Raw genomic sequence first — 24,101 nt, 5'->3', positions numbered from 1 at the left:
GATGACACAACAGATCGTCGTAGCGCTGATCGTCGCGTTGGCTGCGATCTATGCCGTCTGGCGCTGGATGCCGGGCAGCTGGCGCCGCGCGGCGGCCACCAGGCTTGCGGCCGGTTCGCATCGCGCGGGGCTGGTCGATGAGGAGCGTGCGAAACAACTCGCGGCTTCGCTCGGCAAGACCTCGGGTTGCGGGTCGTGCGACAGCTGCGGCAGTTGCTCCACCGGCGCAGGCCCGAAGACAGGTGCAGACGGCCAACCGCCCCTGACGCGCTCGCACTGAGAGCGCTCGCGATGTCGGCTCATATCCTGATTGCAGGCGGGGGCATTGCGGGCCTGGCGACGGCGCTCGCGCTGGCCCGGCGGCGCCACCGCATCGACCTGCTCGAACAGTCGGTGGCGTTCAGCGAAATCGGCGCGGGCATCCAGCTCGGACCCAACGTCACGCGGCGCCTGCAGGCGCTCGGCGTCTCGGAAGCCCTGATTCGTGTCGCAGCGCGGCCTGATGCGCTGGTCATTCGCAGCGCGACCAGTGGAAGCGAAATCGCCCGCATGCCGCTCGGCAACGCGATGCTGCACAGCTATGCCGCTCCCTATCTCTGCGTCCATCGCGCCGACCTCCATGCGCTGATGCTGGCCGCGGTGCGCGGAACCGGCGCCGTCACCCTCACCACCGGAGCGCGCGTGACGCAGGTGGTCGCAAGGGGAGACCTGGTCTGCGCATCGAGCACCGAGACGCGCGCCTGGGAAGGCGATGCGTTGATCGGCGCCGATGGCCTCTGGAGCACCGTGCGTCCGCGCGTGGTGGAGGACGCCTCGCCGCCCCGCGCGACCGGCCACACGGCATGGCGCGCACTGGTTGACCAGGCGGCGTTGCCTGCATCGCTCCGGAGTACGCAGATCTGTGTCTGGCTGGGCCCGCGCCTGCATGCGGTGGCCTATCCCGTGCGCCGCGGCGAGGCGCTCAACGTGGTCGTCCTCGCTGAAGCAGCGCCGGTCGGTGACGCACGCGACTGGGACCAGGCGACGAGCCTTGGCGCACTGCAAGCCGCGACCGGCCGCACGTGCGGCGGTCTGCAGGCCTTGCTCGAAGCGGTGCCGTCATGGCGGGCGTGGACGCTGAGCGATCGTCCGCCGCTGACGGGCCCGCACGAGATGGCCGGCGAGCGTGTGGCCCTGGCCGGCGATGCGGCGCACCCGATGCTTCCCTACCTGGCCCAGGGCGCCGGCATGGCGATCGAGGATGCGGTTGCGTTGGCAGAGGCACTCGACGGCGGGGCCGCACCGGAAGTCCCGGCCGCGCTGGCGCGCTATGCCGCCGCACGCTGGGAGCGCAACGCGCAGGTGCAGGCGCGGGCGCGGCGCAACGGGGAGATCTTCCATGCCACGGGTCTCGTGCGCGTGGGGCGCGATGCCGCGCTGCGCCTGCTGGGCGCGCGTCTGCTCGACGTGCCCTGGCTCTACGACGCCTGAACTCAGAGGCTGAAACTCTGCAGGTGATCGACGCGCTTGGTCAGCCCCGCCAGGCCGAGATAGTGTGTCAGCCGGCCCTCGCGCACTTCGATCAGCGACGATTCGAGTTCGGCCAGCAATCCATCGCGGACGGATGCATAGGCGGTCGGCAGGTCGTCATGGGTTTGCGCATAGGCGCTGGCAATCAGCCGCGCGGCCGCAGGTGCGCCGCAGGCCACGCACTCGGCGATGGCCGTGGGGCTTGGCTGGGCGCCGTGCGCCAGCAACAGGCTCACGAGTTCAGGCGAGACGGCGTTGTCGATGTAGTCCAGCGCATCGGGCGCCACGGGCGCGCCGGCGCGCACCAGCGCAGCCGCCGCGGCGTGCGCGCCGTGGCTCAGCGCCAGGTCGGTGGCGATCGCGCTGCCGTGCAGAGGGCCGTCCACCGCCACGTCGGCGGCAACCAGTCGGTCGACCAGTTCCGCGTCGTCGGTCGCGACCGCATGGCGCAGTGCGATGCGCGAGAGCGGGCCGTTCTGCCCCAGCGTTCCGTCGGCCAGCGGTGTTTGCCAGTCGATCATCGCGCGGCGATAGAACGCGATCAGCTTGTCCATCAGCTCGATGGTCAGGCCGTGCTCCTGGTGTCGTTGGTCCAGATACTCGAGCAGCGCCTGCCCGGTGAAGTATTCGCCCGCGGGGTCGAGCGGGTCCTCGTCGAGATGCAAAGCCTCGAACGCGGCGCAGAGGTCGTGCGCAACGGTGGTCATGCCGTCCTCGTGCATCTCGTGCGCCCAGGCCGTTGGCAGGCCGTGCTTCCAGGCGAGGATGTGGCCATAGTCCGCGCCCGATTCGACCACCGCATAGATGCGATCGCAGTCCTCGAGTCCACCGATCGGCAACAGGGTCAGCTTGCCGTCCCAGGCCTCGTCGCTTTCGGCGGCAGCTTCCTTCGCGCCTTCAAGCTCGTGCCCGATCCAGCCCTGCAGGTCGTGAAACGAGTCGCTGCCGTTCCAGAACAGTTCGCTCCAGCCGACCGATTCCTCGTTGCCGTTCATGCGCAGGTGGAGGTCGTAGTCGACGCGGCCGCCCGCCGTCAGGCGCCACAGCGCCAGCAGTTCGGGCGGAAGCGGCCCGGCGCAGACGGCCTGCACCGCCGCGATCTGCTCCTGCGTCATGGGCGGCTGCGCGTCGAAGATCACGCGCCGCGCGAAGAGCGCAATGCCATGGGAGCGCAGCAGCGCAAGTTCCTCATCGCCGAAGAAATCGTTGTCCATCTCGTCTCCTCTTTGTCGTGATGGGATGCGGGTTCGCGCCGGGCAGCCTAGAGATCTGTTCTGAGCTTCCAGATCTCCGGGAACAACACGACGTCGAGCATCTTGCGCAGGTAGCTTACGCCGCCGGTGCCGCCCGTGCCACGCTTGAAGCCGATCACTCGCTCGACCGTGGTCACGTGGCGGAAGCGCCAGAGGCGGAAGGCATCTTCGAGATCGGTCAGTTCCTCGCCGAGCTGGTAGAGCTCCCAGTACTTCTTCGGATCACGGTAGGCCACCAGCCAGGCCTGTTCGACGCCGTCGCTCGACTCGTAGGGTTTCGACCAGTCGCGTTCCAGATGGTCGGCCGGCACGACGAGGCCGCGGCGCGCCAGGAGGCGCAGCGCTTCGTCATAGAGCGAGGGCGCGCGCCAGGCCGCCTCCACCTCGGCCAGCAACTCGGGCCGGTGTGAATGCGGCTTGAGCATGGCGGCGTTCTTGTTGCCCAGCGCGAATTCGATGCAGCGGTACTGCCAGCTCTGAAAGCCACTGGAGGCGCCGAGGTAGGGCCGCATCGCGCTGTATTCGGGCGGCGTCATGGTGGCGAGCACGTCCCAGGCGTGCACCAACTGCTCCATGATGCGCGACACGCGGGCCAGCATCTTGAAGGCGCTGGACAGGTCGTCTTCCGCAATGCAGCGGATCGCGGCGCGCAACTCGTGCAGCATGAGCTTCATCCAGAGCTCGCTGGTCTGGTGCTGCACGATGAAGAGCAACTCGTCGTGTGCAGGCGACCGCGGGTGCTGCGCATTCAGGATGGTGTCGAGACTCAGATAGTCCGTGTAGCTCATCGAGGCGCTGAAATCGAGCTGCGCCTTTTCGTCATGGACGATCTGTTCGGTACTTGTACTCATTGGGAATGCTCAGGTCACGGCCTGCTTCTGGTTGAATTCGGGCCACTTCCATTCCTCGCCGTCCAGGACTTGCACGAGGTGTTCGACCGAGTGCCACACGTCCTCGAAGCGGAGGTACAAGGGCGTGAAGCCGAAGCGGAGGATGTCGGGCATTTGCGAGTCGCCGGCACGAAAATCGCCGATCACGCCGCGCGCGATGAGCGCCTGCACGATGGCGTAAGCGCCCGGGCTGCGATCGCTCAACGCCAGACAGACCTGCGATCCGCGTTGGGCATGTTCGCGCGGCGTCACCAGTGCAAAGCGGCCGGCGCAACGTGACTCCACGAGCGCGATGAACGCATCGGTCAGCGCCAGCGATTTGGTACGCAGCGCCGCCATGCTGCCTTGCCCGCCCGAGAAGGCTTCGGCGGCGAGCACGGTGTCGAGGCCGCATTCGAGGCTGGCCAGCGCAACGACGGGCTGCGTGCCGCAAAGATAGCGCGCGACGCCTGGAGCCGGCCGGTAGTGCGGCGTGAACTCGAAGGGCGCGGCATGCCCCCACCAGCCTGACAGCGGCTGTTCGAACTGGCCGGCGTGCCGCGTGTGGACCCAGACGAATGCCGGCGCGCCGGGTCCGCCGTTCAGGTACTTGTAGCCGCAGCCGATCGCGAAGTCTGCGTTGCTGTCGTTGAGTGCAACCGGCACCGCACCCGCGCTGTGCGCAAGGTCCCACACCGCCAGCGCGCCGGCTGCGTGCGCGGCGGCCGTGATGGACTTCATGTCGTGCATCGCGCCGGTGCGGTAGTTCACGTGGGTCAGCATCAGCACGGCCACTTCGTCGGTGAGCGAGGCAGCCAGCTCGCTCGCGTCGATCAGCTTGAGCGTGAAGCCGCGTTCGCGGCACAGCGACTCGGCGATGTAGAGATCGGTGGGAAAGTTGCTGCGTTCGCTGAGCACGACGCGGCGCCGGCTGCCTGCTTCCCCGGCCTGCCGGACCTGGCTCAGTGCCGCGAACAGCACCTTGTAGAGATTCACCGATGTGCTGTCGGTACAAACGACTTCTCCGGGCGCTGCGCCGATCAGGCGCGCCACCTTGTCGCCAAGCCGCTGCGGCAAGTCGAACCAGCCCGCAGTGTTCCACGAGCGGATGAGGCCTTGACCCCATTCCTTGGCGACGACCTCGGCGATGCGCGCGGGAGCCGCCTTGGGCAGCACGCCGAGCGAGTTGCCGTCCAGGTAGATGACTCCTTCGGGCAGGAAGAACTGGTCGCGCAATCCGGCCAGGGAGTCCTGCTCGTCGAGGCGTTTGCAGTCGTCGAGCGTCATGACCGGGAAGGAGTGAGTTCACGCAGGATCGCGCGCACCGGCGAGGCGTCGGCGCTCACCAGCTTGAGGGGAAGGGCGATCAGCTCATAGTCGCCCTCGGGCACTTCGTCGAGCACCAGGTTCTCCAGCACGCGCAGGTCGAGGCGGCGGATGACCTGGTGGCTGTCGAGCGTCTTGCTGTCGGCGGGATCGATGCTCGCCGTGTCAATGCCGACGAGCTTCACGCCCAGCGACGCCAGGCGTTCGATGGTGGCGGGGGCAAAGGCGGCGAGCCGGCCGTCCCAGCGATCCACCGGTGCGCGCTCGTACGTGCGCACCAGCACGCGCGGCGGAAGGCCGTCGATGGCGTGGGCGATGTGCGCCCATTCGATCAGCGGCCCGCGCGCGATCGCATGGATCACGCGGCAGGGGCCGAGGTAGGGGGTGAGGTCGACGTCGCCGATGGTTGCGCCGGCCGGGTCGTAGTGCAGTGGCGCGTCCGCATGCGCACCGACGTGCGGCGACAGCGTGATTTCGCTGACGTTGACCGGGCAGCCCGGCGCGATGGTCGCCGCCCAGCGCTGGTGGTAAGGCGTGTCGCCGGGGAAAACCGGTGCACCTTCATGCACCGGCGGGGAGATGTCCCAGAGTCTTGAGTCCATGGCGCAAAGTTAGCGCCGCGACAGGACTCGTGGTGTCGGTTATTTCCAACAGAATGGAAACACCAACGCACGCGAGAAGCTCAGGTCTGGCGCCCCAGCAGCAGGAACTCCATCAGCGCTTTCTGCACATGCATGCGGTTCTCGGCCTCGTCCCACACGACCGATTGAGGGCCATCGATCACATCGGCCTCGACTTCCTCGCCGCGGTGCGCGGGCAGGCAGTGCATGAAGAGGGCATCAGGCTGGGCCACGCGCATCATTTCGGTGTCGACACACCAGTCGGCAAAGGCCGCGCGACGGGTCTCGTTCTCGGCCTCGTAGCCCATGCTGGTCCAGACGTCGGTGGTTACCAGGTCGGCGCCGCGACAGGCTTCCATCGGGTCCTTGAAGACCTTGTAGCTGTCGGCCGAGCGGATGCCGGCGATCGACTGGTCGACCTCGTAGCCGCTCGGCGTGCTCACATGCACCTTGAAGCCGAGGATCTCGCTGGCCTGCAGCCAGGTGTTGGCCATGTTGTTGCCGTCGCCCACCCAGGCCACGGTCTTGCCCGCGATCGAGCCCCGATGCTCGATGAAGGTGAAGATGTCCGCGAGGATCTGGCAGGGATGGAACTCGTTGGTCAGGCCGTTGATCACTGGCACGCGCGAGTGCGCCGCGAAGGCTTCGATCTTGGTCTGCTCGAAGGTGCGGATCATCACGAGGTCGACCATGCGGCTGATGACCTTGGCGCTGTCCTCGATGGGTTCGGCGCGGCCGAGCTGGCTGTCGCCGGTCGTGAGGTGCACCACGCTGCCGCCGAGCTGGTACATGCCCGCTTCGAAGCTCACGCGCGTGCGGGTCGACGCCTTCTCGAAGATCATCGCCAGCGTGCGATCCACCAGGGGCTGGTGTTTCTCGTACGCCTTGAACTTCTTCTTGATCAGCGCAGCGCGCGCGAGGACGTGCGCGTACTCGTCGGCCGTGAAGTCTGAGAACTGCAGGTAGTGCCGGATGACGGGGGTGTCGCTCATGGCCGCGGCTCCGCGAGAAAGGCCTTCACCAGCGGCGCCAGGATCGCGACGATCTCGTCGGCTTCGGCAATGCTGAGGATCAGCGGCGGCACCAGGCGGATCACGCTGTCGGCCGTCACGCTCAGCAGCAGGCCGGCGTCGCACGCGCGGTTCAGGATCACGCCGCAGGGCCGGTCGAGCTCGATGCCGAGCATCAGGCCCTGGCCGCGGACTTCCTTCACGCCCGACAGGCCGGCGAACTCGCGCTCCAGCGCAGCCTTGAGATGCGAGCCGACGGTGGCCGCGTTGTCGAGCAGCTTCTGCTCTTCCATGATGCGGATCGTCTCGATGCCGGCGCGCATGGCGAGCGGATTGCCGCCGAAGGTCGTACCGTGATTGCCCGGGCCGAAGATGTGGGCGGCGCGCGGTCCGGCGACGACGGCGCCGATCGGCACGCCCGAGCCCAGTCCCTTGGCGAGCGGCATCACGTCCGGCTTGATGCCGGCCCACTGGTGCGCGAACCACTTGCCCGTGCGGCCCATGCCGCACTGCACCTCGTCGATCATCATGAGCCAGTCGCGCTCGTCGCAGAGCTGGCGCACCTGGCGCAGGTATTCCCAGCGCATGGGGTTGATGCCGCCTTCACCCTGGATGGTCTCGAAGAACACGGCCACCACGTTCGGGTTGCCTTCGGTCGCCTTCTTGAGCGCATCGAAGTCGTTGAGCGGAACGCGGATGAAGCCCTCGACCAGCGGGCCGAAGCCTTGCTGGACCTTGGGGTTGCCGGTGGCTGACAGCGTGGCGATGCTGCGGCCGTGGAAAGCGGCTTCGTAGACCACGATTTCGGGCCGCTCGATGCCCTTGTCATGGCCGAACTTGCGCGCGAGCTTGATCGCGGCCTCGTTGGCTTCCAGGCCCGTACAGCAGAAGAAGGCGTTGGTGAGCCCGGAAAGCTCCGTCAGCTTGGTTGCAAGCTGCTCCTGGCCGGGTACGTGGTAGTAGTTCGAGCTGTGGATCAGCTTGGAGATCTGGTCCTGCAGCGCGGGCACCAGCTCGGGGTGGTTGTGGCCCAGCGTGTTGACGGCGATGCCGCCGAGGCCGTCCAGGTACGCTCGCCCCTCGGTGTCCCACACTCGGCAGCCCTGGCCGTGCGACAGCGCGATCGGCAGGCGTCCGTAGGTGTTCATGACGTGGGGCGACGAGGGGGCGGCAGTGGCGCTCATGCGGTTCTCCGGAAAAGGGAACGCGGATTCTAGGCGTGTGATTTGACCGCTTCCGTGAGGATTGCGCATCACAGCAATGCCCCTGCAAATGTCACTCGGGGGACCCCCCGGATAGAATCGTTGTGCGGCGCAGCACGAGCCTGCGCCTTCCTCTCCCGACTGATGGTTTCTCCCGACGCAAAAGAAGTTTTCATCCAGGGCATCACCCTGGATGGCAGGACATTTCGCCCCAGCGATTGGGCAGAACGATTGGCGGGCGTCATGTGCTCGTTCCGCCCGGGCGGGCCGCAGCCCGGAAGCCACCTCAACTATTCGCCATGGTGCGTGCCGACCGTCATCAACGGGGTCAAGTGCGTCGTGGTGAACCGCGCCTTGCGCGATGCCGAGCCCATGGCCTGGGATTTCTGCCTCAATTTCGCGAAGGACAACGCGCTCCAGGTGGCGGAGGCTTGCCTCGTGCCGGATGCGCCACTGGTCCTGGAAGCCCGCAGGAAGTAGAGCACCCCCTGCAAAGGAGGCGCCCATGAAAAAACCGCCCGAAGGCGGTTTTTTACTTTTTGCTGCAGCGCACCCCGATCAAACGGCGGACTGGCGAACCGGTCCGGGCTGTTTGCCTGAAAGCGTCAGGCGGCGGCCTTTTCAGGGGCGAGGGCCAGGTTCTTGACCTTGGCCGACAGGCGGCTCTTGTCGCGAGCAGCCTTGTTCTTGTGGAAGATGCCCTTGTCGGCGACGGTGTCGACGATGCTCTGGGCCTTCGCGAAGAGTTCTGCCGCCTTGGTCTTGTCGCCGGCCAGGACGGCCTTCTCGACGTTCTTCACGGCGGTGCGGTATTTGGAGCGCAGCGAGGTGTTCGCGGCGTTGAGCTTGACGTCCTGGCGGACGCGTTTACGGCCCGACGCGAGGCGCGGGTTCTTCTTCTTGGGCTTGGTGGATGCCATGGATTGATTTCCTAAGGTGTCTGGGGATGATGCAGCAAAGCCCTCCATTATAGGCGAAGGGCGCGGAGCAGTCACTGCCGGCCGGAAGAGGGCGCGCAGCCACATACACTTCCCGCCTGTGTCCCTGCTCAAATCCGCCTCCACCGTCTCGCTGCTGACCCTCGCCTCCCGGGTGACCGGCCTCGTTCGCGACGTCCTCATGACCTCGGTGTTCGGCGTCAGCGCGATGACCGACGCCTTCTACGTCGCCTTCCGCATCCCGAACCTGTTCCGGCGCGTTTTCGGCGAAGGCGCCTTCAGCCAGGCTTTCGTACCGGTGCTGGCGGCCTCCAGGACCGAGCACGGCGACGCCGGCGCCAAGGCACTGGTCGATCACGTGGCGACCCTGCTGACCTGGACGCTGGTGGTGGTTTGCGCGCTCGGCGTCATCGGGGCGCCGCTGATGGTCTGGGCCATGGCCAGCGGCCTCCAGCAGAATCCCCGGGGCTTCGACGCGGCGGTCGTCATGACGCGCTGGATGTTCCCGTACATCGGCTTCATGTCCCTGGTGGCGCTGGCCGGCGGCATCCTCAACACCTGGCGCAAATTCGCGGTGCCGGCGGCCTCGCCGGTGCTGCTGAACCTGGCGCTGATCGCTGCGATCGTGCTCGGGGCGCCATTGTTCAGGCGTTTCGGGTTCGAACCGATCTATGCCCAGTGCGTCGGGGTGATGGTGGGCGGCCTGCTGCAACTGGCAATCCAGATCCCGGCCCTGCGCGGCCTGGGGATGATGCCGCGCATCGGCGCCAGCTTCGGCGCGTTGCGGGCCGCATGGACCGACCCGACGACGCGCCGCGTGATGCGCCTGATGCTGCCGGCGCTGATCGGCGTCAGCGTCGCGCAGATCTCGCTCCTGATCAACACCCAGATCGCCTCCCACCTGGCAACCGGCAGCGTCAGCTGGATCACCAACGCCGATCGCCTGATGGAGTTCCCGACCGCCATGCTCGGCGTGGCGCTCGGCGTGGTGCTGATGCCGCAGCTGGCAGGTGCACGCGCGGCCAAGGATCACGCCCGCTATTCATCGATGCTGGATTGGGGCTTGCGGCTGGTGGTGCTGCTGGCAGTGCCATGCGCGCTGGCGCTGCTGGTCTTTGCGCGGCCGCTGGTCGCGGTGCTGTTCCACAACGGCGAGTTCAGCGCGCTGCACGTGCAGCGCACCAGTTTGGCGCTGATGGGCTACGGCGTCGGCCTGGTCGGCATCGTGGCGATCAAGGTACTGGCGCCCGGCTACTACGCCAAGCAGGACACGCGCACGCCGATGCTGATCGCGGTCGGGGTGCTGGTGCTGACCCAGGTGCTCAATATCTTCCTGGTGCCGCTGCTGCAGCACGCGGCGCTCACTCTCACGATCGGCATCGGTGCGCTGGTCAACGCGCTGTGGCTGCTGGTCGGGCTGATCCGCCGCGGCAGCTATCAGCCCATGCCGGGCTGGGGAAAGTTCGTCCTCCAGGTGCTGCTGGCGACCGCGGCGCTCGGCGTGTTGCTCGTCTGGGGCGACCGCCATTTCGACTGGATCGCCTTGCAGGCACATCGGCTGCAGCGCATCGGCCTGCTGGCCGCGCTGGTCGTCGGCGGTGCGCTGCTCTATTTCGCCGTCCTGGCGATGACCGGCCTGAAGCTTCGCACCTTCGTGCGGCGCTGATTGCACTTCGGCGTTACCGCCTTGACGCTCTCCGATTGCTCCTCTACAAAGCCACATGACGTTCAGCTTCTCGACGCCCACTGCTCTCGAGTACTTCAATTCACTCGTGAAGAGCGACGAGCAGTTTCCGTTGCTCGAAGCGGCGGCCAGCCTTGCACAGGACGAATATCCCGAACTCGACGTGCAGCAGGTGCTTGGCGACGTCGACCAGTTGCTCGCCCGTCTCAAGCGGCGCCTGCCGGCCGATGCGGCTCCTCTGCAGCGTTTGCGGGCGCTCAACCAGTTCTTCTTTCATGACCTGAGTTTCGGCGGCAACGTCAACGATTACTACGATCCCGACAACAGCTACCTCAACGCGGTGCTGCGCACCCGGCGCGGCATTCCGATCTCGCTCGCCGTGCTGTGGATGGAACTCGCACAGGGCCTTGGCCTGCAAGCACGCGGCGTGGGTTTTCCGGGCCATTTCATGTTGAAGGTCACGCTGCCGAAGGGGCAGGTGGTGATCGATCCTTTCACCGGCAAGTCGCTTTCGCGCGAGGAACTCAGCGAACGGCTGGAGCCCTACAAGCGCAGCAATGGCCTGGTGGGTGATTTCGACGTGCCGCTCGGCCTCTACCTGCAGCCTGCGACGCCGCGCGAAATCATCGGGCGCATGTTGCGCAACCTGAAGGAAATTCACCACGCGCAGGAAGACTGGCAGCGCGCGATTGCGGTGCAGGACCGCCTGATCGCCCTGCTGCCCGAAGCGTGGGGCGAGCATCGCGACCGCGGCCTGGCGCATGCGGAACAGGGCAATTGCGCGCCCGCGGTGCGCGACCTGGAAACCTATCTGGCGCACGCCGAAGACGCGCTCGACATCGATGCCATCGCCGAGCGCGTGGCGGCGCTCCGCCGGGCGGAAAACTGATGGAGCCTGTCAAGGCTTCGGCGGTGGACCTCGGGACGCTGCATGAATTCCATGGCATTCAACCTGTGCTGCCGGTGGCCGATGTCACGCGCGCGGCGCGCTATTTCCGCGACGTGCTCGGCTTCGAACTCGACTTCATCGCTGGCGAGCCTCCGAGCTATGCGCGGGTGAAGAAGGGTGATCGCAGCTACGGGGACCCCGTCTACCTGCGCCTCTGGCAGTGCGGCCGGCGCGAGGCCAGCCCCTGGCGTGGCGAGATCGTGATTCACGTGGGGCGCGATGTCGACGGATTGCACGCGGCCTACGTTAAGCGCGGCGTGACGGTGATCGAACCGCCGACCTCCCAGCCCTGGGGGCTGCGCGAGTTCGCGATCCGCGAACCCGATGGGCACGTCCTTCGCTTTTGCGGGTACCTCTAGATTCCCGCGGTGTTTCACGCGTTGGCGTGCACCTCTTGCGGGCTGCTGTCCTGGGTTGAAGGGGAGCCGGGGAGGCCGAACTGGCGCCATGCTCGGCGCAGTTGGGTGTCGGAGCCGAAGCCCGAGATGTCTGCGGCCCGGGTGACGTTGGCGCCTGATCGCAGGGCGAGTTGCGCCGTCGCGAGACGCAAGCGACGCAGGTAGGTCAATGGCGCTACGCCGGCGTGCTCGACGAAAAGACGTGTCAGGTGTCGCGGCGATGTGTGGGCTACGTCGGCCATGCGGGGGACGGACCACTCGTCTTGCGGGCGTTCGCTCACCGCGTCCTGGACGCGGTGCAGGGCGGCATGCAGGTGGTTGCGATAGGCCAGGAAGGGCGACAACTCCGGGTCGTGGGGGCCGCGCCGCATGGCGACGACCATGGTCTGCGCCACGCGTGCCGCGAGCGATTCGCCGCAGGTTTCGGCGATGCGGTGAAGCACGAGGTCGATGCCCGTCGTGACGCCCGCACTGCTGTAGAGCGGCGCATCCAGGACGAAGACGCGGTTGGCGACCACCTCGCAGCGTGGGTCGACGCGTCGCAGTTCGTCCAGATGATGATGATGCGTCGTCGCGCGACGTCCGTTCAGCAAGCCCGCATGGGCCGCGAGAAGGGTGCCTGCGCAGATCGTGACGAGTTCGAGCCGGCCGCTTTCGAGCCGCAGACCGCGCAACCAGCGCAGCAGCGTCTGCGCTGGCTCGTTGTCGACAGCCACCGTGTCCCCCGGTAGCCCGACCAGCACCACCCACGACGGAGCATCCCATTGGAGTGGCAGCGGCTGCAGCCCCGCGAGTGCGACGCCGACGGAACTCGTCGACGTCGGTTCGGGGCTCGCGAAGACGAGTTCGAAGCGGGCCGGCCTGCCGCTTGCGACCAGCAATTGGTTGGCGATGCGCAGCGCTTCCGCCGGGCCCGCCCAATCGAGGATCAGGCTATGAGGCAGCAGCGCGAAGACGACCCGGATGGGCGGGTCGCCGGCTAATCGGGCCTCGTCCATGCGAAATCCATCTGTCGTGCGGTGCGCTGGGCCAGCGCGTCGCCGGCCAGCCGGGCCACCAGGTGCAGGCTCATGTCGATGCCCGCGGTGATGCCGGCGGACGTGACGATGCTGCCCTGATCGATCCAGCGCGGCCCTTCCTGCACGTTGAGCGACGGAAACCGGGTGCGCAAGTCCGCGATGTCTTCCCAGTGGGTCGTGATGATGTGCTCGCTGCGCAGCACGCCGCTGGCCGCCAGCAGGAAGGCGCCGGTACAAACCGACGCGGTGATGCGGGCATCGCGGCTGGCGCGTGCGATCCACTCCAGCGTGGCGCTGCATTCCATCGCGGTATCGACCACGCCGCCCGGCACGATCAGGACATCCGCACGGGGCGCATCGGCAAACGAATGCCCCGGCAGAACGGCGAGCCCGGCCCGCATGCGCACCGGTGCCATGCTGCGCGCGACGCAAGTCACCTCGAAGCACGGCGGCGCGTCGGGGGCTGCTCGCTGGCCCATGCGGCTGGCCGTGGTGAAGACCTCGTACGGGCCGGCGAGATCCAGCGCTTCGACATCGTCGAACGCGAGGATCGCGACGCGCAAGGTGGGGTTCACGCAGATTCCTTCGTGCTGGCGTCGAGGCGCGTGAGTGCTTCGTCCACGCCGCAGATCTTCGCGAATCGGCCATCGAGCACGGTGGCCGTCCGCGCCATGATGTCGGCCGCAGTCAGCGGCCTGCCGTCGGGCTGGACCATGTCGAAGGTCAGCGTGGCGTCGGGCACGTAGTCGACCTGCCATCCGAGGTCGGAGGCGTGGCGCGCGGTCGTCTCGCAGCATTGCTCGGTGCGGATGCCGCTGATGACGAGGCGGCCGATGCGGTTCTGTGTGAGCCAGACGTCCAGCCCGGTGCCCACCAGCGCGCTGTGGCGGCGCTTGTTGAAAGTGGCCGCGGCTTCGAAGCCGGCCAGTCCTTCGAGCGGTCGAACATGACCCGATTCGACGGCGAAGGAATTGCTCGCCACGGCCGGTCCGTCGGTGTGGAAGACCCGCACGATAGGCGCGCCTGCGGCCGCAAAGCCGGAAATCAGCGCGTTCTGGGCGCCGAGAAAAGCGGGCAGGCCGCGTTCGTCGAAGTAGGGACGGTGGCGGAACGACTCCTGCACATCGATCACAATCAGACAGCTTTTCATGGCGCGGCGACTCCTGGCGAGTGTTGGATGATGCGCCGAATTTTCAGGGATGGAAGCCCATCCGTCCGTGCTGGTGCGGACGTGAATCGATCAATTCAGGACATGGCTTTCGCCTAGACCAGTCCTGCCGCCTTCAGTTCTTTCTTGAGGTACGCATAGAACAGCGGTGCCGCGACCAGGCCGGCCGGTCCGAACACGGCTTCGGCCACGAACATCACCGCCAGAAGCTCCCAGACCGCCATCTGCGTGCGGCTGCCGACCACCTTGGCATTGATCAGGTATTCGGCCTTGTGGATCAGGATCAGGAACGCGAGGCAGGCCAGCGCGACGATGGGCGACACCGACAGCCCCACCAGCGTGATGACCGTGTTGCAGATCAGGTTGCCGACGATCGGCACCAGTCCGGCGACGAAGGTCAGGGTGATCAGCGCCGGTGTGTAGGGCAGTTCCATCTTCCACGCGGGCAGCAGGAACAGCAGGAAGATGGCCGTCAGGAACGTGTTGAAGGCTGCGATCCAGAACTGCGCCGCCACGATCTGCCCGAAGGCCTCGCCGAACAGGACGATGCGTTCCTTGAGTTGCTGGGCCAGCGGACGGCGTGACGGGACCTGCGTGGCGATGGCAGCCAGCGATCCGATGATCAGGCCCACATAGGCGAACAGCAGCCCGCCGAGCCAGGCCCGGCCGGTCAGCGCGAGCGAGCCGGCCTGCGCACGCAGGAAGCCGGCAATCGTCCGCTGCACCTCCGCGGCACCTTCCGGCAGATAGGCGGCGATGTCCGGGGGCAGCTTGAGGCGCAGTTCCAGCACCGTCCGGGCGACGAAGTCGAGCAGTTCCTGGTACTGCTCCGGGGCGTTCAGGACGAATTCGCGCGCCTCCGAAAAGCCGAGGATGAGAAGCCCGATCGGCGCCAGCATCACGAAGGTCGCCGCGGTGACGCGCGGGAACGGCGGCGTCATGGCCCATCCCGGGTCGTTCGCGCTGATCTTTGGCGACCGGCGAAGGCCCGAATGCAGCAGCCGGGCGATCCAGCGCGTGCCGAGAAAGCCGATGCACACGCACAGCAGTCCCGGCAGCAAGCCCTGCCACATGATCAAGAGCAGAGTCCCGGCAATGAGCAGATAGCTCGCCGTGACCAGGGAACGCGAAGGGGTGCGGGTCAGCTCGCTCACGCGGCGCAAGCTGTTCAGGCGACGACGACTGGCGCGTCGGCCCCGCGTTCGGCAATGACGCCGATCTCGTGCACCGTCTCGCCCGCAGCGCGCAGCGTGGCAGCGCAGGCGGCGGCTTCGGCCGCGTCGATCACCACCACCATGCCGATGCCGTTGTTGAAGGTGCGGTTCATCTCGATGTCGTCGATGCCGGCGACCTTCTGCAACCAGGCGAAGAGTTCGGTCTGCGGCCAGCTGCCCTTGCGCAGATGGGCCGCAGTTCCTTCGGGCAGCACGCGCGGAATGTTTTCGAGCAGGCCGCCGCCGGTGATGTGTGCCAGCGCCTTGATCGGGTGCTTGGCGAGCGCGGCGAGCACCGGCTTCACATAGAGTCGGGTCGGTGCCATCACGGCTTCGCGGAACGGCTTGCCGTCCAGCGTCGCGGGCAGGGCGTCGCCCGCGCGCTCGATCACCTTGCGTACCAGGCTGAATCCGTTGGAATGCACACCGGCCGAAGCCAGGCCCAGCACCACGTCCCCGGGCTTGACGTTTTGCCCGGTCAGGATCAGCGACTTCTCGACCGCGCCGACCGCGAAGCCGGCCAGGTCGTACTCGCCGGCCGGGTACATGCCCGGCATTTCGGCCGTTTCGCCGCCGATCAGCGCGCAGCCGCTGAGCTCGCAGCCCCGGGCGATGCCGCCGACCACGGCCGCGGCCGTGTCCACGTCCAGCTTGCCGCAGGCGAAATAGTCAAGGAAGAACAGCGGCTCGGCGCCCTGCACCAGCACGTCGTTCACGCTCATAGCCACTAGGTCGATGCCCACGGTGTCGTGCATGTTCCATTCGAAAGCGAGCTTGAGCTTGGTGCCCACGCCGTCCGTGCCGCTCACCAGGACCGGTTCCTTGTAGCGCTTGGGCACTTCGAACAGGGCGCCGAAGCCGCCGATGCCGGCCAGCACGCCCTCGCGCATCGTCTTCTTGGCGAGAGGCTTGATCCGGTCGACCAGCGCGTCGCCGGCGTCGATGTCGACGCCCGCATCCTTGTAGCTGAGCGGAGTGGTGGAGTTGGAGTTCATGGCAGGCCGGACTGGAGGAGGGGATGGGCGGAAGGAGGAGGACAATGACGCCGGCAACCGATGCAGTCGGGCCGATAGAATTCGCCACGATTTTAAGGGCGCTCGTCGGCTCCCCCTCCCTCAGGCTTGTCAGTCCTGCCCCATGAACCCTTCTTTCGCGTCATCCGCGCCCCCTCAGCCGCTCGCGGCGGTCCTGGCATGAAGCAACTTGCGCTCGATATCGGCCTGGCGACCGGTCCGACGCTCGCGGACTTCTTCGCCGGTCCGAACGAGCCGGCGCTGCGGCACCTGACATTGTGGGTCGGCGATGCCCGCGCGCCCACGCTCCATTCGCCGGTGCCGACCTATCTCTGGGGCGACAGCGGTTGCGGCAAGTCCCATCTGCTCGAAGCCGTCGGCGGCGCATTGCGCGAGCAGGGTGCCGGCGTCGGCTGGCTGACTCCTGCGATGTCGAATCCGCCTGAATTCGACGAACGATGGGGTGCCGTGCTGCTCGACGATGTGCATCTCTTCACCGCGGTCCAGCAGCACGCGGCCTTCAACTGGTTCGTCAACGCCCAGAGCCTTCAGCGCGGCGTCGTCGCGGCGGGCGCCGTGCCGCCGGCCGATCTGCCGCTGCGCGAGGACTTGCGCACGCGGCTCGGCTGGGGCCATGTGTTCCACTTGCAGGTGCTGAGCGAAACCGAGCGTCGCGCGGTCCTGCGCCACGCTGCGGACAGCCGCGGCGTGATGCTGTCGGACGACGTGCTCGACTACATGCTGCATCGATTCAGCCGCGACCTCGGAAGCCTGATGGAGCTGCTCACGCAGCTCGACGGCTACGCCTTGCAGACCCAGCGGGCGATCACCATCCCGCTGATCCGGTCGATGCTCGAAAATGAATAGGACGCCCTGCGCGCCGAACCCACCCTCCCAATGATCAAGAAATTCATCGACAAACTCCTCGGCAAATCCGGCGATGCGCCGCTCGGCAAGGCCCGTTTAGGCAAACGCCAGGAGGTCGACGCCTCGGTGCACGGCATCGACCCGGCACTGGTCGATGAGCGCGCGAAGAACGTGGTCACCACCTTGCAGGGTGCCGGTTTCGAAGCCTACGTGGTCGGTGGCGCGGTGCGAGATCTGTTGCTGGGCCTGCGCCCCAAGGACTTCGACGTTGCGACCAACGCCACGCCCGAGCAGGTCAAGAGCCTGTTCCGTCGGGCCTTCATCATCGGCCGGCGCTTTCGCATCGTGCACGTGGTGTACGGGCGCGGGCGCGACCACGAGGTGATCGAGGTCTCGACCTTCCGCGCCTACATGGACAGCGCAGGCGCCGAACAGGTGGCCGGCAACGAACGCACCAGCAAGGGCGAGCTCGCCGGCATGAAGCATGCCGTGGACGCCAGCGGCCGCGTGTTGCGCGACAACGTGTGGGGCCCGCAGGAAGAAGACGCGGCGCGACGCGACTTCACCGTCAACGCGATGTACTACGACCCGGCCAGCCAGATCGTGGTCGACTATCACAACGGCATCAAGGACGCGAAGAAGCTCACGCTGCGCATGATCGGCGACCCGATCACGCGCTATCGCGAAGACCCGGTGCGCATCATTCGCGCGATCCGTTTTTCGGCCAAGCTGGCTGCGCTGGGCTTCAAGCTCGAACCCAAGACGGCGGCGCCGCTGGTCGAGTCGAGCCGGCTACTGGCCGACGTGCCGCAAAGCCGCCTGTTCGACGAGATGCTCAAGTTGCTGCAGACCGGGCATGCCGTCGCGACCGTGGCGCAACTGCGCAAGCTGGGCCTCGCGACAGGCATCTATCCATTGCTCGATGTCGTGGTGGAGCGCGCCGAGCAACCCTTCGTCAACGCAGCCTTGGTCGACACCGACCGCCGCGTCGGCGAAGGCAAGCCCGTGGCGCCGAGCTTCCTGCTGGCCTGCGTGCTGTGGGCGGACGTGCGCGACGGCTGGGCGCAACGCATGGATTCGCGGCACGGCCAGCGCCCGCAAGCCCCTTTCCCGGCGCTGCAGGATGCCATCGACGATGTGTTCAACGCCCGCATCGGCGACGTCTCGGGCCGCGGCAAGCTGGCGGCCGACATGCGCGAGATCTGGATGATGCAGCCGCGCTTCGACAAGCGCAGCGGTGCCACGCCGTACAGCCTGGTCGATCAGGCCCGTTTCCGTGCGGCCTTCGACTTCATGCGGCTGCGTGCGGACGTCGGCGAAGTCGGCGAGGCGATTGCGGAGTGGTGGCAGGAATTCAGCACCGCCGATGACGTTCGCCGCCAGGACCTGATGGACCAGGTGCGCGACGAACAGCAGAAGAAGACGCGCCAACGCGTGCCGGCGCGCGCGCAGGCGGATTCGTCGCCCGGCCATCGGGCGGCTGCGCCCAAGGCGGAGGCCGAACCGGCGCTGCCGCCGGACGGCGAGATCGCCTCCGCACCGCGCAAGCGCCGCCGTCGCCGCAAGCCGCGCACCGGCGGCGGGGAGGCCGGCAGCGGCGCCTCCGCGGAATGACCGCACGGGCGTACGTCGCGATCGGCGCCAACCTCGGCGACGCGCGCGAGACCGTGGAGCGAGCCATGGCCGAGCTCGCAGCCTTGCCGGAAACACGCGTGACTGAGCGTTCGTCGCTTTACAGGACAGCTCCGGTCGATGCGACGGGCCCGGATTTCATCAACGCCGTCGTGGCGCTGGAGACGGCCCTCGACCCGCACGCGCTGCTGGCCGAACTCCACCGCCTGGAGGCCGTTGCAGGCCGCCAGCGCCCCTACCGGAATGCGCCGCGCACCCTCGATCTCGACCTGCTGCGCCACGGCGACGTCGCGATGGAAACCGAAACGCTCACGCTTCCGCATCCGCGCATGAACGAACGCGCATTCGTGCTCTTGCCGCTCGCCGAAATCGCGCCGGATCAAGTCACGAGCGAGCAGATCGCCCACGTGGCCGACCAACGGATCGAGCGGCTCTGAGAGCGCGTTCAGGCCCGCCCATTACACTTGCGCGGTTTTTCACGAAGGTGTCACACATCTGCGCTGTGACCACCGCGAACCCAGGAGAGCGCCATGTTCGGCAAGCTGCTGCCCCGCGAGGGGAATTTTTTCGAGATGTTCAATCAGCACGCCGACCGTATCGTCGAAGCCGCGCGCGCCTTCGAACATCTGGTGGCCAATTACAACGATCTGCACCTGCGCGAGCAGTACAACCGCGATGTCGACAACGCAGAGCGTGCGGCGGATCGCGTGACGCATGACGTCAACCGCCTGATCCACAAGACCTTCATCACGCCGATCGATCGTGAGCAGATCCACAAGCTGATCAACACGATGGACGACGTGGCCGACCTGATCCAGGATTCGGCTGAAACCATGGCGCTCTACGACGTGCGTCACATGACCGAGGAAATCACACGCCTCACCATGCTCAGCGTGAAGTGCTGCGAAAGGGTGAAGGACGCGGTCAAGTTCCTCGGCAAGATCACCGATCCGGCAACGGCCGAGGCGACGCTCAAGACCTGCGAAGAAATCGACCGGCTCGAGTCGGACGCCGACCGCGTGATGCGCAGCGCGATGAGCAAGCTGTTCCGCGAAGAGCCGGACGTGCGCGAGGTCATCAAGCTCAAGGCCATCTACGAGCTGCTCGAAACGATCACCGACAAGTGCGAAGACGTCGCCAACGTGATCGAGGGCATCGTCCTCGAGAACTCCTGATACCGCGGGCTTCGAATGGAAACGGTGCAGGTCGCCCTCTGGGTGGTAGTGGTGCTGGTCGCGCTGGCCATCGCCTTCGACTTCATGAACGGATTTCACGACGCGGCGAATTCGATCGCCACCGTCGTGTCGACCGGTGTTCTCAAGCCCGGCCAGGCGGTCGTTTTTGCGGCCTTCTTCAACCTGGTCGCGATCTTCGTGTTCCACCTGAGCGTGGCTGCGACGATCGGTAAGGGCATCGTGCAGCCGGGAATCGTCGACGTGCACGTCGTCTTCGGCTCGCTCGTCGGCGCGATCAGCTGGAACCTCGTCACGTGGTACTACGGCATTCCCAGCAGTTCGTCGCATGCGCTGATCGGCGGCATCGTGGGCGCGGTGATCGCCAAGGCGGGCTCGGGCGCGTTGATCGCCTCGGGCATCTGGAAGACGGTGGCGTTCATCTTCGTTTCGCCGCTTCTGGGCTTCCTGCTGGGCTCGATGATGATGGTCGTGGTGGCCTGGACCTTCAGGCGCTCCACGCCGTCGCGCGTGGACCGGTGGTTCCGGCGGCTGCAATTGGTCTCCGCAGGCGCCTACAGCCTGGGCCATGGCGGTAACGACGCGCAGAAGACCATCGGCATCATCTGGATGCTGCTGATCGCCACCGGCTACGCCGCCGCCGACGCGGCTGCGCCGCCGACCTGGACGATCGTGAGTTGCTACACCGCCATCGCGCTCGGCACCATGTTCGGGGGCTGGCGCATCGTCAAGACCATGGGGCAGAAGATCACCAAGCTCAAGCCCGTGGGCGGTTTCTGCGCTGAAACCGGCGGGGCATTGACGCTGTTCTTCGCGACGGCGTTGGGCATTCCGGTGTCGACGACGCACACCATCACCGGCGCCATCGTCGGCGTGGGCTCGGCACAGCGCGCAAGCGCGGTACGCTGGGGCGTGGCCGGCAACATCGTGTGGGCCTGGATCTTCACGATCCCGGCCTCGGCCTTCGTCGCCGCGATCGCCTACTGGATCGGTATCCAGGTCTTCTGATCGGCTATTGCGAGATCTTCCGGCCCGCTTCGATCTCGTGCTCGAAGTAGCGCTGGAAGCTGAATGCCAGGCTGGCCATCAGGATGGTGCTGCCGAAGAACAGTGCCAGGACGACCGCGCCGATGGTGAGCCAGTTCGTATTGCCCGCCGTGGTGTCCGCGCTGTCGGCACGCCCCGGGTTGTAGCGGGCGTTCCATTTTTCCGGCGACATCAATCCATACACGATGGCGGTGAGCGCGCAGCCGGAGATGGTGAAGCCGAGCAGCGGGACCAGTGCCCAACTCAAGCCGTCGTCGAGGCCATGAAGGCGGATGCGCTCGATGCCGTACAGCCCGAGAGCAGTCGGAATCGGGAGCAGCCATCCGGGCAGGCTCGAAAAGCCGCGAAGATAAAAGCAGTGCAGCCCCAGCGGGCCGCCCAGGAAGGCCAGCCACGCAGCCACGGTCTTGTTTTTCATTCGGGTCGGGTCGAGCTGCCTTCGCCCAATACCTTTTCCATCAGCACGACGTCGCGCCACTCGCCGAACTTCCAGCCGCAGTCCTTCAGCACGCCCACGTGGCTGAAGCCTTGCGCGCGGTGCACGCCGATGGAACCTGCGTTGGCGGAATCGCCGATCACTGCGATCAGCTTGCGCACGCCGACGGATTCGGCGGCTTGGGCGAGTGCGGCCAGCAGGATGGCGCCGAGGCCTTGCCCGCGCGCGCCGTCGGCGAGGTAGATCGAATCTTCGGCCGAGAAGCGGTAGGCGGGACGCGGCTTGAACCAGTTGCAGTAGGCGAAGCCGAGGAGCTCGCCGTCGCGTTCTGCAACGAGGTAGGGGAGGTTCTTGGAGAGGACGTCGGTCCGGCGGGCCGCCATGTCGCTGGCGGTCGGCGGTTCGGTTTCGAAGGTGCCTGTGCCGTGCAGCACATGGTGGGAATAGATGGCGGTGATGGCGGCGACATCTTCGTCGCGGCTGGGTCGGATCAGGGTCATTCAGGAACGCTTGGCGAGGCCAAGGATGGGAAAAATGGAGTGCGGGCTATAATCGTGGGCTTTTCAGCGTGTCGCTGGCCGGGTGGCCATGTCGCGTGTCTCGACGCTGGAAGAACACTGTGGGCGAACCTTTTCGGGTTTGCTGCACCACCCGAAGGATAAATCATGGTCGTCATTCGACTCTCCCGCGGCGGTTCCAAAGGCCGTCCGTTTTTCAACATCGTCGTGTCGGACAAGCGCGTTCGCCGCGATGGCCGTTTCATCGAGCGCCTGGGTTTCTACAACCCGACCGCCAAGGAAAATGAAGAAAGCATCCGCATTGCGCAGGATCGCCTGACCTACTGGAAGAGCGTTGGCGCTCAAGCTTCCCCGACGGTGACCCGCCTGATCAAGCAGGCCGCGGCTGCCGCCCCCAAGGCGGCTGCCTAAGCCGCCGGCCCGGCGATGCTGCCCACCCTCGAAACCGCCGAATTGCCGGCGGATGCGATCGAAGTGGCGCGCATCGCCGACGCCTGGGGCATCAAGGGCTGGTTCAAGGTCCTGCCCCACAGCGCCCAGCCCGAGGCGCTTTTTTCTTCCAAGCGCTGGTTCCTGCAGCCTCCGGGCGCAGCAACGGGCCGTGCGTTCAGGCTCGCCATCCGCGAAGCCAAGGAACATTCCGATTGCATCGTCGCCTCGTCCGAGGACGTGCCGGACCGCAACGCGGCCGAAGCACTTCGCGGTGCGCGCGTCTTCGTGCCCCGGTCGAGCTTTCCGACCGCAGGCGACGACGAGTACTACTGGGTCGACCTGATCGGCCTCGCGGTCGTGAATCGCGAGGGTGTAGCGCTGGGCACCGTGCGCGAGTTGCTCGCCAGCGGCCCGCAGACGACGCTGGTGCTTGACGCCGAAGAGGGCGGAAAGCCGGTCGAACGCATGGTTCCCTTCGTCTCGGCTTTCGTCGACAAGGTCGATCTGGCAGGTCGGCTGATCACTGTCGACTGGCAACCCGACTACTGACCTGGGCCGGTTCGGCGCCTTCATGCGCTTCGACGTTCTCACACTGTTTCCCGAACTGTTCGCGCCGTTCTGCGCGAGCGGCGTGACGCGCCGCGCGTACGAATCGAAGCAGGTCGAGGTCGTGCTGTGGAATCCGCGCGACTTCGCCGGGGGCAACTACCGGCGAGTGGACGATCGGCCCTTTGGCGGCGGTCCCGGCATGGTCATGATGGCCGAGCCGCTGTCGGCGTGCCTCGATGCGGCGCTGGCCGCACGAGGCGCTCCCGCGCCTGTCGTGCTGTTCTCCCCGATCGGCGAGACCTTGCGTCATGAGGCGGTCGAAAGCTGGTCGGCCGGCGAGGGGGCCGTATTGGTGTGCGGCCGCTACGAGGGCATCGACCAGCGCTTCATCGATGCGAGGGTCACGCACCAGATCAGCCTCGGCGATTTCGTGCTTTCGGGCGGCGAGATTGCAGCCATAGCCTTGTTGGACGCGGTCGCGCGACTGCAGCCCGGCGTGCTGGGCGATGAAGCCAGCCATGTTCAGGACAGCTTCAACCCAGCGCTGGACGGCCTGCTCGACTGTCCCCATTACACGCGCCCCGAGCAATGGCGCGGCGAGGGCGTGCCCGCTGCATTGATGTCCGGCCACCACGTCCAGATCGAGCGCTGGCGCCGCGACCAGCGGCTGCTCATCACCCGCGCCAGGCGCCCCGATCTCATCGATGCGGCCCGAAGCGCGGGCAGGCTCAGTGCGGCGGACGAGAAGACGCTTCAAAAAAAGCTATAATCCTCGGTTCCCCGATCCTCTGCCCAGCCGCGCCGGCAATCGACACTCTCGAACAAGGCGCCTTTTGTGTAGCGTGGACACGATCGAAATCCAGGAAATCATGAACCTCATCCAGACCCTCGAGCAGGAAGAAATCGCCCGCCTCGACAAGAAGATCCCCGATTTCATGCCCGGTGACACGGTCATCGTCAGCGTGAAAGTCGTCGAAGGCAACCGCAAGCGTTTGCAGGCCTACGAAGGCGTCGTGATCGCCAAGCGCAATCGCGGCCTCAACAGCGGCTTCACGGTGCGCAAGATCTCCAGCGGTGAAGGCGTGGAACGCACGTTCCAGACCTACAGCCCGCTGATCGCCAGCATCGAAGTCAAGCGTCGTGGCGATGTGCGCCGCGCCAAGCTGTACTACCTCCGCGATCGCAGCGGCCGCTCGGCGCGCATCAAGGAAAAGCTGCCGGGCAAGTCGTCGGCAGCGTCGGCCGCTCAGTAAGC

At 66.6% G+C, this 24,101-nt stretch carries 29 protein-coding genes; 15 read left to right on the top strand and 14 right to left on the bottom strand.

Going from position 1 to position 24,101, the window contains the following annotated elements:
• The first annotated feature begins 1 nt into the window (after position 1).
• Entirely contained in the window at positions 2 to 280 is a 279-nt protein-coding gene (locus QTH90_RS25370) for a DUF6587 family protein (protein WP_286667330.1), read from the top strand.
• Between the two features lie 11 nt (positions 281 to 291).
• A complete protein-coding gene (locus QTH90_RS25365; RefSeq protein ID WP_286667329.1) occupies positions 292 to 1,470 on the top strand; it encodes an FAD-dependent monooxygenase in 1,179 nt (392 codons plus the stop codon).
• A gap of 2 nt (positions 1,471 to 1,472) precedes the next feature.
• On the opposite strand, the gene QTH90_RS25360 is transcribed toward QTH90_RS25365, so the two are convergent.
• From QTH90_RS25360 to QTH90_RS25335, 6 genes are all read right to left on the bottom strand, one after another.
• Entirely contained in the window at positions 1,473 to 2,723 is a 1,251-nt protein-coding gene (locus tag QTH90_RS25360; protein ID WP_286667328.1) for an SMI1/KNR4 family protein, read from the bottom strand.
• A gap of 47 nt (positions 2,724 to 2,770) precedes the next feature.
• Entirely contained in the window at positions 2,771 to 3,613 is an 843-nt protein-coding gene (gene kynA, locus QTH90_RS25355; protein WP_286667327.1) for a tryptophan 2,3-dioxygenase, read from the bottom strand.
• Between the two features lie 9 nt (positions 3,614 to 3,622).
• Complete coding sequence (gene kynU, locus QTH90_RS25350) at positions 3,623 to 4,918, bottom strand: kynureninase (RefSeq protein WP_286667326.1); 1,296 nt, start codon at positions 4,916 to 4,918, stop codon at positions 3,623 to 3,625.
• Complete coding sequence (gene kynB, locus QTH90_RS25345) at positions 4,915 to 5,559, bottom strand: arylformamidase (RefSeq protein WP_286667325.1); 645 nt, start codon at positions 5,557 to 5,559, stop codon at positions 4,915 to 4,917. Before kynB ends, kynU begins: the two co-directional genes overlap by 4 nt.
• Positions 5,560 to 5,639: 80 nt before the next feature.
• On the bottom strand, positions 5,640 to 6,569 hold the full coding sequence (argF, locus tag QTH90_RS25340; RefSeq protein ID WP_286667324.1) for an ornithine carbamoyltransferase: 930 nt from the start codon (positions 6,567 to 6,569) through the stop codon (positions 5,640 to 5,642).
• A complete protein-coding gene (locus tag QTH90_RS25335; protein WP_286667323.1) occupies positions 6,566 to 7,771 on the bottom strand; it encodes an aspartate aminotransferase family protein in 1,206 nt (401 codons plus the stop codon). Before QTH90_RS25335 ends, argF begins: the two co-directional genes overlap by 4 nt.
• Before the next feature lie 162 nt (positions 7,772 to 7,933).
• On the opposite strand from QTH90_RS25335, the gene QTH90_RS25330 reads away from it, so the two are divergent.
• Complete coding sequence (locus QTH90_RS25330) at positions 7,934 to 8,269, top strand: DUF3579 domain-containing protein (RefSeq protein WP_286667453.1); 336 nt, start codon at positions 7,934 to 7,936, stop codon at positions 8,267 to 8,269.
• Between the two features lie 125 nt (positions 8,270 to 8,394).
• On the opposite strand, the gene rpsT is transcribed toward QTH90_RS25330, so the two are convergent.
• Positions 8,395 to 8,709: a 30S ribosomal protein S20 gene (gene rpsT, locus QTH90_RS25325; protein WP_286567397.1), complete on the bottom strand. Its 315-nt coding sequence runs from the start codon at positions 8,707 to 8,709 to the stop codon at positions 8,395 to 8,397.
• A 118-nt stretch (positions 8,710 to 8,827) separates the two neighbouring features.
• On the opposite strand from rpsT, the gene murJ reads away from it, so the two are divergent.
• From murJ to QTH90_RS25310, 3 genes are read left to right on the top strand one after another with little or no spacing between them, the layout of a single operon-like run.
• On the top strand, positions 8,828 to 10,393 hold the full coding sequence (gene murJ / locus QTH90_RS25320; RefSeq protein WP_286667322.1) for a murein biosynthesis integral membrane protein MurJ: 1,566 nt from the start codon (positions 8,828 to 8,830) through the stop codon (positions 10,391 to 10,393).
• A gap of 55 nt (positions 10,394 to 10,448) precedes the next feature.
• On the top strand, positions 10,449 to 11,300 hold the full coding sequence (locus QTH90_RS25315) for a SirB1 family protein (protein ID WP_286667321.1): 852 nt from the start codon (positions 10,449 to 10,451) through the stop codon (positions 11,298 to 11,300).
• Positions 11,300 to 11,719, top strand: a complete 420-nt coding sequence (locus tag QTH90_RS25310; protein WP_286667320.1) for a bleomycin resistance protein — start codon at positions 11,300 to 11,302, stop codon at positions 11,717 to 11,719. The genes QTH90_RS25315 and QTH90_RS25310 overlap by 1 nt, the downstream gene beginning before the upstream one ends.
• A gap of 14 nt (positions 11,720 to 11,733) precedes the next feature.
• On the opposite strand, the gene QTH90_RS25305 is transcribed toward QTH90_RS25310, so the two are convergent.
• From QTH90_RS25305 to purM, 5 genes are all read right to left on the bottom strand, one after another.
• On the bottom strand, positions 11,734 to 12,756 hold the full coding sequence (locus QTH90_RS25305) for a GlxA family transcriptional regulator (RefSeq protein ID WP_286667319.1): 1,023 nt from the start codon (positions 12,754 to 12,756) through the stop codon (positions 11,734 to 11,736).
• Positions 12,738 to 13,358, bottom strand: a complete 621-nt coding sequence (locus QTH90_RS25300; protein WP_286667452.1) for a DJ-1/PfpI family protein — start codon at positions 13,356 to 13,358, stop codon at positions 12,738 to 12,740. Before QTH90_RS25300 ends, QTH90_RS25305 begins: the two co-directional genes overlap by 19 nt.
• Positions 13,349 to 13,927: an isochorismatase family protein gene (locus QTH90_RS25295; RefSeq protein WP_286667317.1), complete on the bottom strand. Its 579-nt coding sequence runs from the start codon at positions 13,925 to 13,927 to the stop codon at positions 13,349 to 13,351. Before QTH90_RS25295 ends, QTH90_RS25300 begins: the two co-directional genes overlap by 10 nt.
• Before the next feature lie 113 nt (positions 13,928 to 14,040).
• The gene (locus tag QTH90_RS25290) at positions 14,041 to 15,099 is read right to left on the bottom strand and encodes an AI-2E family transporter (protein ID WP_286667316.1); all 1,059 of its coding nucleotides are present in this window, start codon (positions 15,097 to 15,099) and stop codon (positions 14,041 to 14,043) included.
• Positions 15,100 to 15,113: 14 nt separating this feature from the next.
• Entirely contained in the window at positions 15,114 to 16,154 is a 1,041-nt protein-coding gene (gene purM / locus QTH90_RS25285) for a phosphoribosylformylglycinamidine cyclo-ligase (protein WP_286667315.1), read from the bottom strand.
• 198 nt (positions 16,155 to 16,352) lie between these two features.
• On the opposite strand from purM, the gene hda reads away from it, so the two are divergent.
• From hda to QTH90_RS25260, 5 genes are all read left to right on the top strand, one after another.
• Positions 16,353 to 17,039 (top strand): DnaA regulatory inactivator Hda, encoded by a 687-nt coding sequence (gene hda / locus QTH90_RS25280; RefSeq protein WP_286667314.1) that lies wholly within the window; start codon positions 16,353 to 16,355, stop codon positions 17,037 to 17,039.
• A gap of 30 nt (positions 17,040 to 17,069) precedes the next feature.
• The gene (pcnB, locus tag QTH90_RS25275) at positions 17,070 to 18,653 is read left to right on the top strand and encodes a polynucleotide adenylyltransferase PcnB (protein ID WP_286667313.1); all 1,584 of its coding nucleotides are present in this window, start codon (positions 17,070 to 17,072) and stop codon (positions 18,651 to 18,653) included.
• Positions 18,650 to 19,108, top strand: a complete 459-nt coding sequence (gene folK, locus QTH90_RS25270) for a 2-amino-4-hydroxy-6-hydroxymethyldihydropteridine diphosphokinase (protein ID WP_286667312.1) — start codon at positions 18,650 to 18,652, stop codon at positions 19,106 to 19,108. The genes pcnB and folK overlap by 4 nt, the downstream gene beginning before the upstream one ends.
• A gap of 93 nt (positions 19,109 to 19,201) precedes the next feature.
• The gene (locus tag QTH90_RS25265) at positions 19,202 to 19,846 is read left to right on the top strand and encodes a DUF47 domain-containing protein (protein ID WP_028248672.1); all 645 of its coding nucleotides are present in this window, start codon (positions 19,202 to 19,204) and stop codon (positions 19,844 to 19,846) included.
• 15 nt (positions 19,847 to 19,861) lie between these two features.
• Positions 19,862 to 20,872 carry an inorganic phosphate transporter gene (locus tag QTH90_RS25260; RefSeq protein WP_286667311.1) on the top strand — a complete coding sequence of 337 codons (1,011 nt, stop codon included), beginning with the start codon at positions 19,862 to 19,864 and terminating at the stop codon, positions 20,870 to 20,872.
• Between the two features lie 4 nt (positions 20,873 to 20,876).
• On the opposite strand, the gene QTH90_RS25255 is transcribed toward QTH90_RS25260, so the two are convergent.
• Positions 20,877 to 21,329, bottom strand: coding sequence for a TM2 domain-containing protein (locus tag QTH90_RS25255; RefSeq protein ID WP_286667310.1), 453 nt, complete (start codon positions 21,327 to 21,329; stop codon positions 20,877 to 20,879).
• Entirely contained in the window at positions 21,326 to 21,847 is a 522-nt protein-coding gene (locus tag QTH90_RS25250; protein WP_286667309.1) for a GNAT family N-acetyltransferase, read from the bottom strand. The genes QTH90_RS25255 and QTH90_RS25250 overlap by 4 nt, the downstream gene beginning before the upstream one ends.
• A gap of 165 nt (positions 21,848 to 22,012) precedes the next feature.
• On the opposite strand from QTH90_RS25250, the gene rpsP reads away from it, so the two are divergent.
• From rpsP to rplS, 4 genes are all read left to right on the top strand, one after another.
• A complete protein-coding gene (gene rpsP / locus QTH90_RS25245; RefSeq protein ID WP_028248676.1) occupies positions 22,013 to 22,276 on the top strand; it encodes a 30S ribosomal protein S16 in 264 nt (87 codons plus the stop codon).
• Between the two features lie 15 nt (positions 22,277 to 22,291).
• Positions 22,292 to 22,846, top strand: coding sequence for a ribosome maturation factor RimM (gene rimM, locus QTH90_RS25240; protein WP_286667308.1), 555 nt, complete (start codon positions 22,292 to 22,294; stop codon positions 22,844 to 22,846).
• A gap of 22 nt (positions 22,847 to 22,868) precedes the next feature.
• Positions 22,869 to 23,615: a tRNA (guanosine(37)-N1)-methyltransferase TrmD gene (gene trmD, locus QTH90_RS25235; RefSeq protein ID WP_286667307.1), complete on the top strand. Its 747-nt coding sequence runs from the start codon at positions 22,869 to 22,871 to the stop codon at positions 23,613 to 23,615.
• A gap of 100 nt (positions 23,616 to 23,715) precedes the next feature.
• Complete coding sequence (gene rplS, locus QTH90_RS25230; RefSeq protein WP_286667451.1) at positions 23,716 to 24,099, top strand: 50S ribosomal protein L19; 384 nt, start codon at positions 23,716 to 23,718, stop codon at positions 24,097 to 24,099.
• Positions 24,100 to 24,101 lie beyond the last annotated feature (2 nt).

This window comes from Variovorax flavidus, assembly GCF_030317145.1.
GTDB classification, from domain to species: Bacteria; Pseudomonadota; Gammaproteobacteria; order Burkholderiales; family Burkholderiaceae_C; genus Variovorax; species Variovorax flavidus.
The sequence above is the reverse complement of the archived record's forward strand: the minus strand, read 5'-3'. Positions and strand labels throughout refer to the sequence as shown.

What these genes read in the sequence shown, in the direction of transcription:
- QTH90_RS25370 (WP_286667330.1), top strand. Translation starts at nt 2, where the DNA reads ATGACACAACAGATCGTCGTAGCGCTGATCGTCGCGTTGGCTGCGATC.
- QTH90_RS25365 (WP_286667329.1), top strand. Translation starts at nt 292, where the DNA reads ATGTCGGCTCATATCCTGATTGCAGGCGGGGGCATTGCGGGCCTGGCG.
- QTH90_RS25360 (WP_286667328.1), bottom strand. Translation starts at nt 2,723, where the DNA reads ATGGACAACGATTTCTTCGGCGATGAGGAACTTGCGCTGCTGCGCTCC.
- kynA (WP_286667327.1), bottom strand. Translation starts at nt 3,613, where the DNA reads ATGAGTACAAGTACCGAACAGATCGTCCATGACGAAAAGGCGCAGCTC.
- kynU (WP_286667326.1), bottom strand. Translation starts at nt 4,918, where the DNA reads ATGACGCTCGACGACTGCAAACGCCTCGACGAGCAGGACTCCCTGGCC.
- kynB (WP_286667325.1), bottom strand. Translation starts at nt 5,559, where the DNA reads ATGGACTCAAGACTCTGGGACATCTCCCCGCCGGTGCATGAAGGTGCA.
- argF (WP_286667324.1), bottom strand. Translation starts at nt 6,569, where the DNA reads ATGAGCGACACCCCCGTCATCCGGCACTACCTGCAGTTCTCAGACTTC.
- QTH90_RS25335 (WP_286667323.1), bottom strand. Translation starts at nt 7,771, where the DNA reads ATGAGCGCCACTGCCGCCCCCTCGTCGCCCCACGTCATGAACACCTAC.
- QTH90_RS25330 (WP_286667453.1), top strand. Translation starts at nt 7,934, where the DNA reads ATGGTTTCTCCCGACGCAAAAGAAGTTTTCATCCAGGGCATCACCCTG.
- rpsT (WP_286567397.1), bottom strand. Translation starts at nt 8,709, where the DNA reads ATGGCATCCACCAAGCCCAAGAAGAAGAACCCGCGCCTCGCGTCGGGC.
- QTH90_RS25315 (WP_286667321.1), top strand. Translation starts at nt 10,449, where the DNA reads ATGACGTTCAGCTTCTCGACGCCCACTGCTCTCGAGTACTTCAATTCA.
- QTH90_RS25310 (WP_286667320.1), top strand. Translation starts at nt 11,300, where the DNA reads ATGGAGCCTGTCAAGGCTTCGGCGGTGGACCTCGGGACGCTGCATGAA.
- QTH90_RS25305 (WP_286667319.1), bottom strand. Translation starts at nt 12,756, where the DNA reads ATGGACGAGGCCCGATTAGCCGGCGACCCGCCCATCCGGGTCGTCTTC.
- QTH90_RS25295 (WP_286667317.1), bottom strand. Translation starts at nt 13,927, where the DNA reads ATGAAAAGCTGTCTGATTGTGATCGATGTGCAGGAGTCGTTCCGCCAC.
- purM (WP_286667315.1), bottom strand. Translation starts at nt 16,154, where the DNA reads ATGAACTCCAACTCCACCACTCCGCTCAGCTACAAGGATGCGGGCGTC.
- hda (WP_286667314.1), top strand. Translation starts at nt 16,353, where the DNA reads ATGAAGCAACTTGCGCTCGATATCGGCCTGGCGACCGGTCCGACGCTC.
- pcnB (WP_286667313.1), top strand. Translation starts at nt 17,070, where the DNA reads ATGATCAAGAAATTCATCGACAAACTCCTCGGCAAATCCGGCGATGCG.
- folK (WP_286667312.1), top strand. Translation starts at nt 18,650, where the DNA reads ATGACCGCACGGGCGTACGTCGCGATCGGCGCCAACCTCGGCGACGCG.
- QTH90_RS25265 (WP_028248672.1), top strand. Translation starts at nt 19,202, where the DNA reads ATGTTCGGCAAGCTGCTGCCCCGCGAGGGGAATTTTTTCGAGATGTTC.
- QTH90_RS25260 (WP_286667311.1), top strand. Translation starts at nt 19,862, where the DNA reads ATGGAAACGGTGCAGGTCGCCCTCTGGGTGGTAGTGGTGCTGGTCGCG.
- QTH90_RS25255 (WP_286667310.1), bottom strand. Translation starts at nt 21,329, where the DNA reads ATGAAAAACAAGACCGTGGCTGCGTGGCTGGCCTTCCTGGGCGGCCCG.
- QTH90_RS25250 (WP_286667309.1), bottom strand. Translation starts at nt 21,847, where the DNA reads ATGACCCTGATCCGACCCAGCCGCGACGAAGATGTCGCCGCCATCACC.
- rpsP (WP_028248676.1), top strand. Translation starts at nt 22,013, where the DNA reads ATGGTCGTCATTCGACTCTCCCGCGGCGGTTCCAAAGGCCGTCCGTTT.
- rimM (WP_286667308.1), top strand. Translation starts at nt 22,292, where the DNA reads ATGCTGCCCACCCTCGAAACCGCCGAATTGCCGGCGGATGCGATCGAA.
- trmD (WP_286667307.1), top strand. Translation starts at nt 22,869, where the DNA reads ATGCGCTTCGACGTTCTCACACTGTTTCCCGAACTGTTCGCGCCGTTC.
- rplS (WP_286667451.1), top strand. Translation starts at nt 23,716, where the DNA reads ATGAACCTCATCCAGACCCTCGAGCAGGAAGAAATCGCCCGCCTCGAC.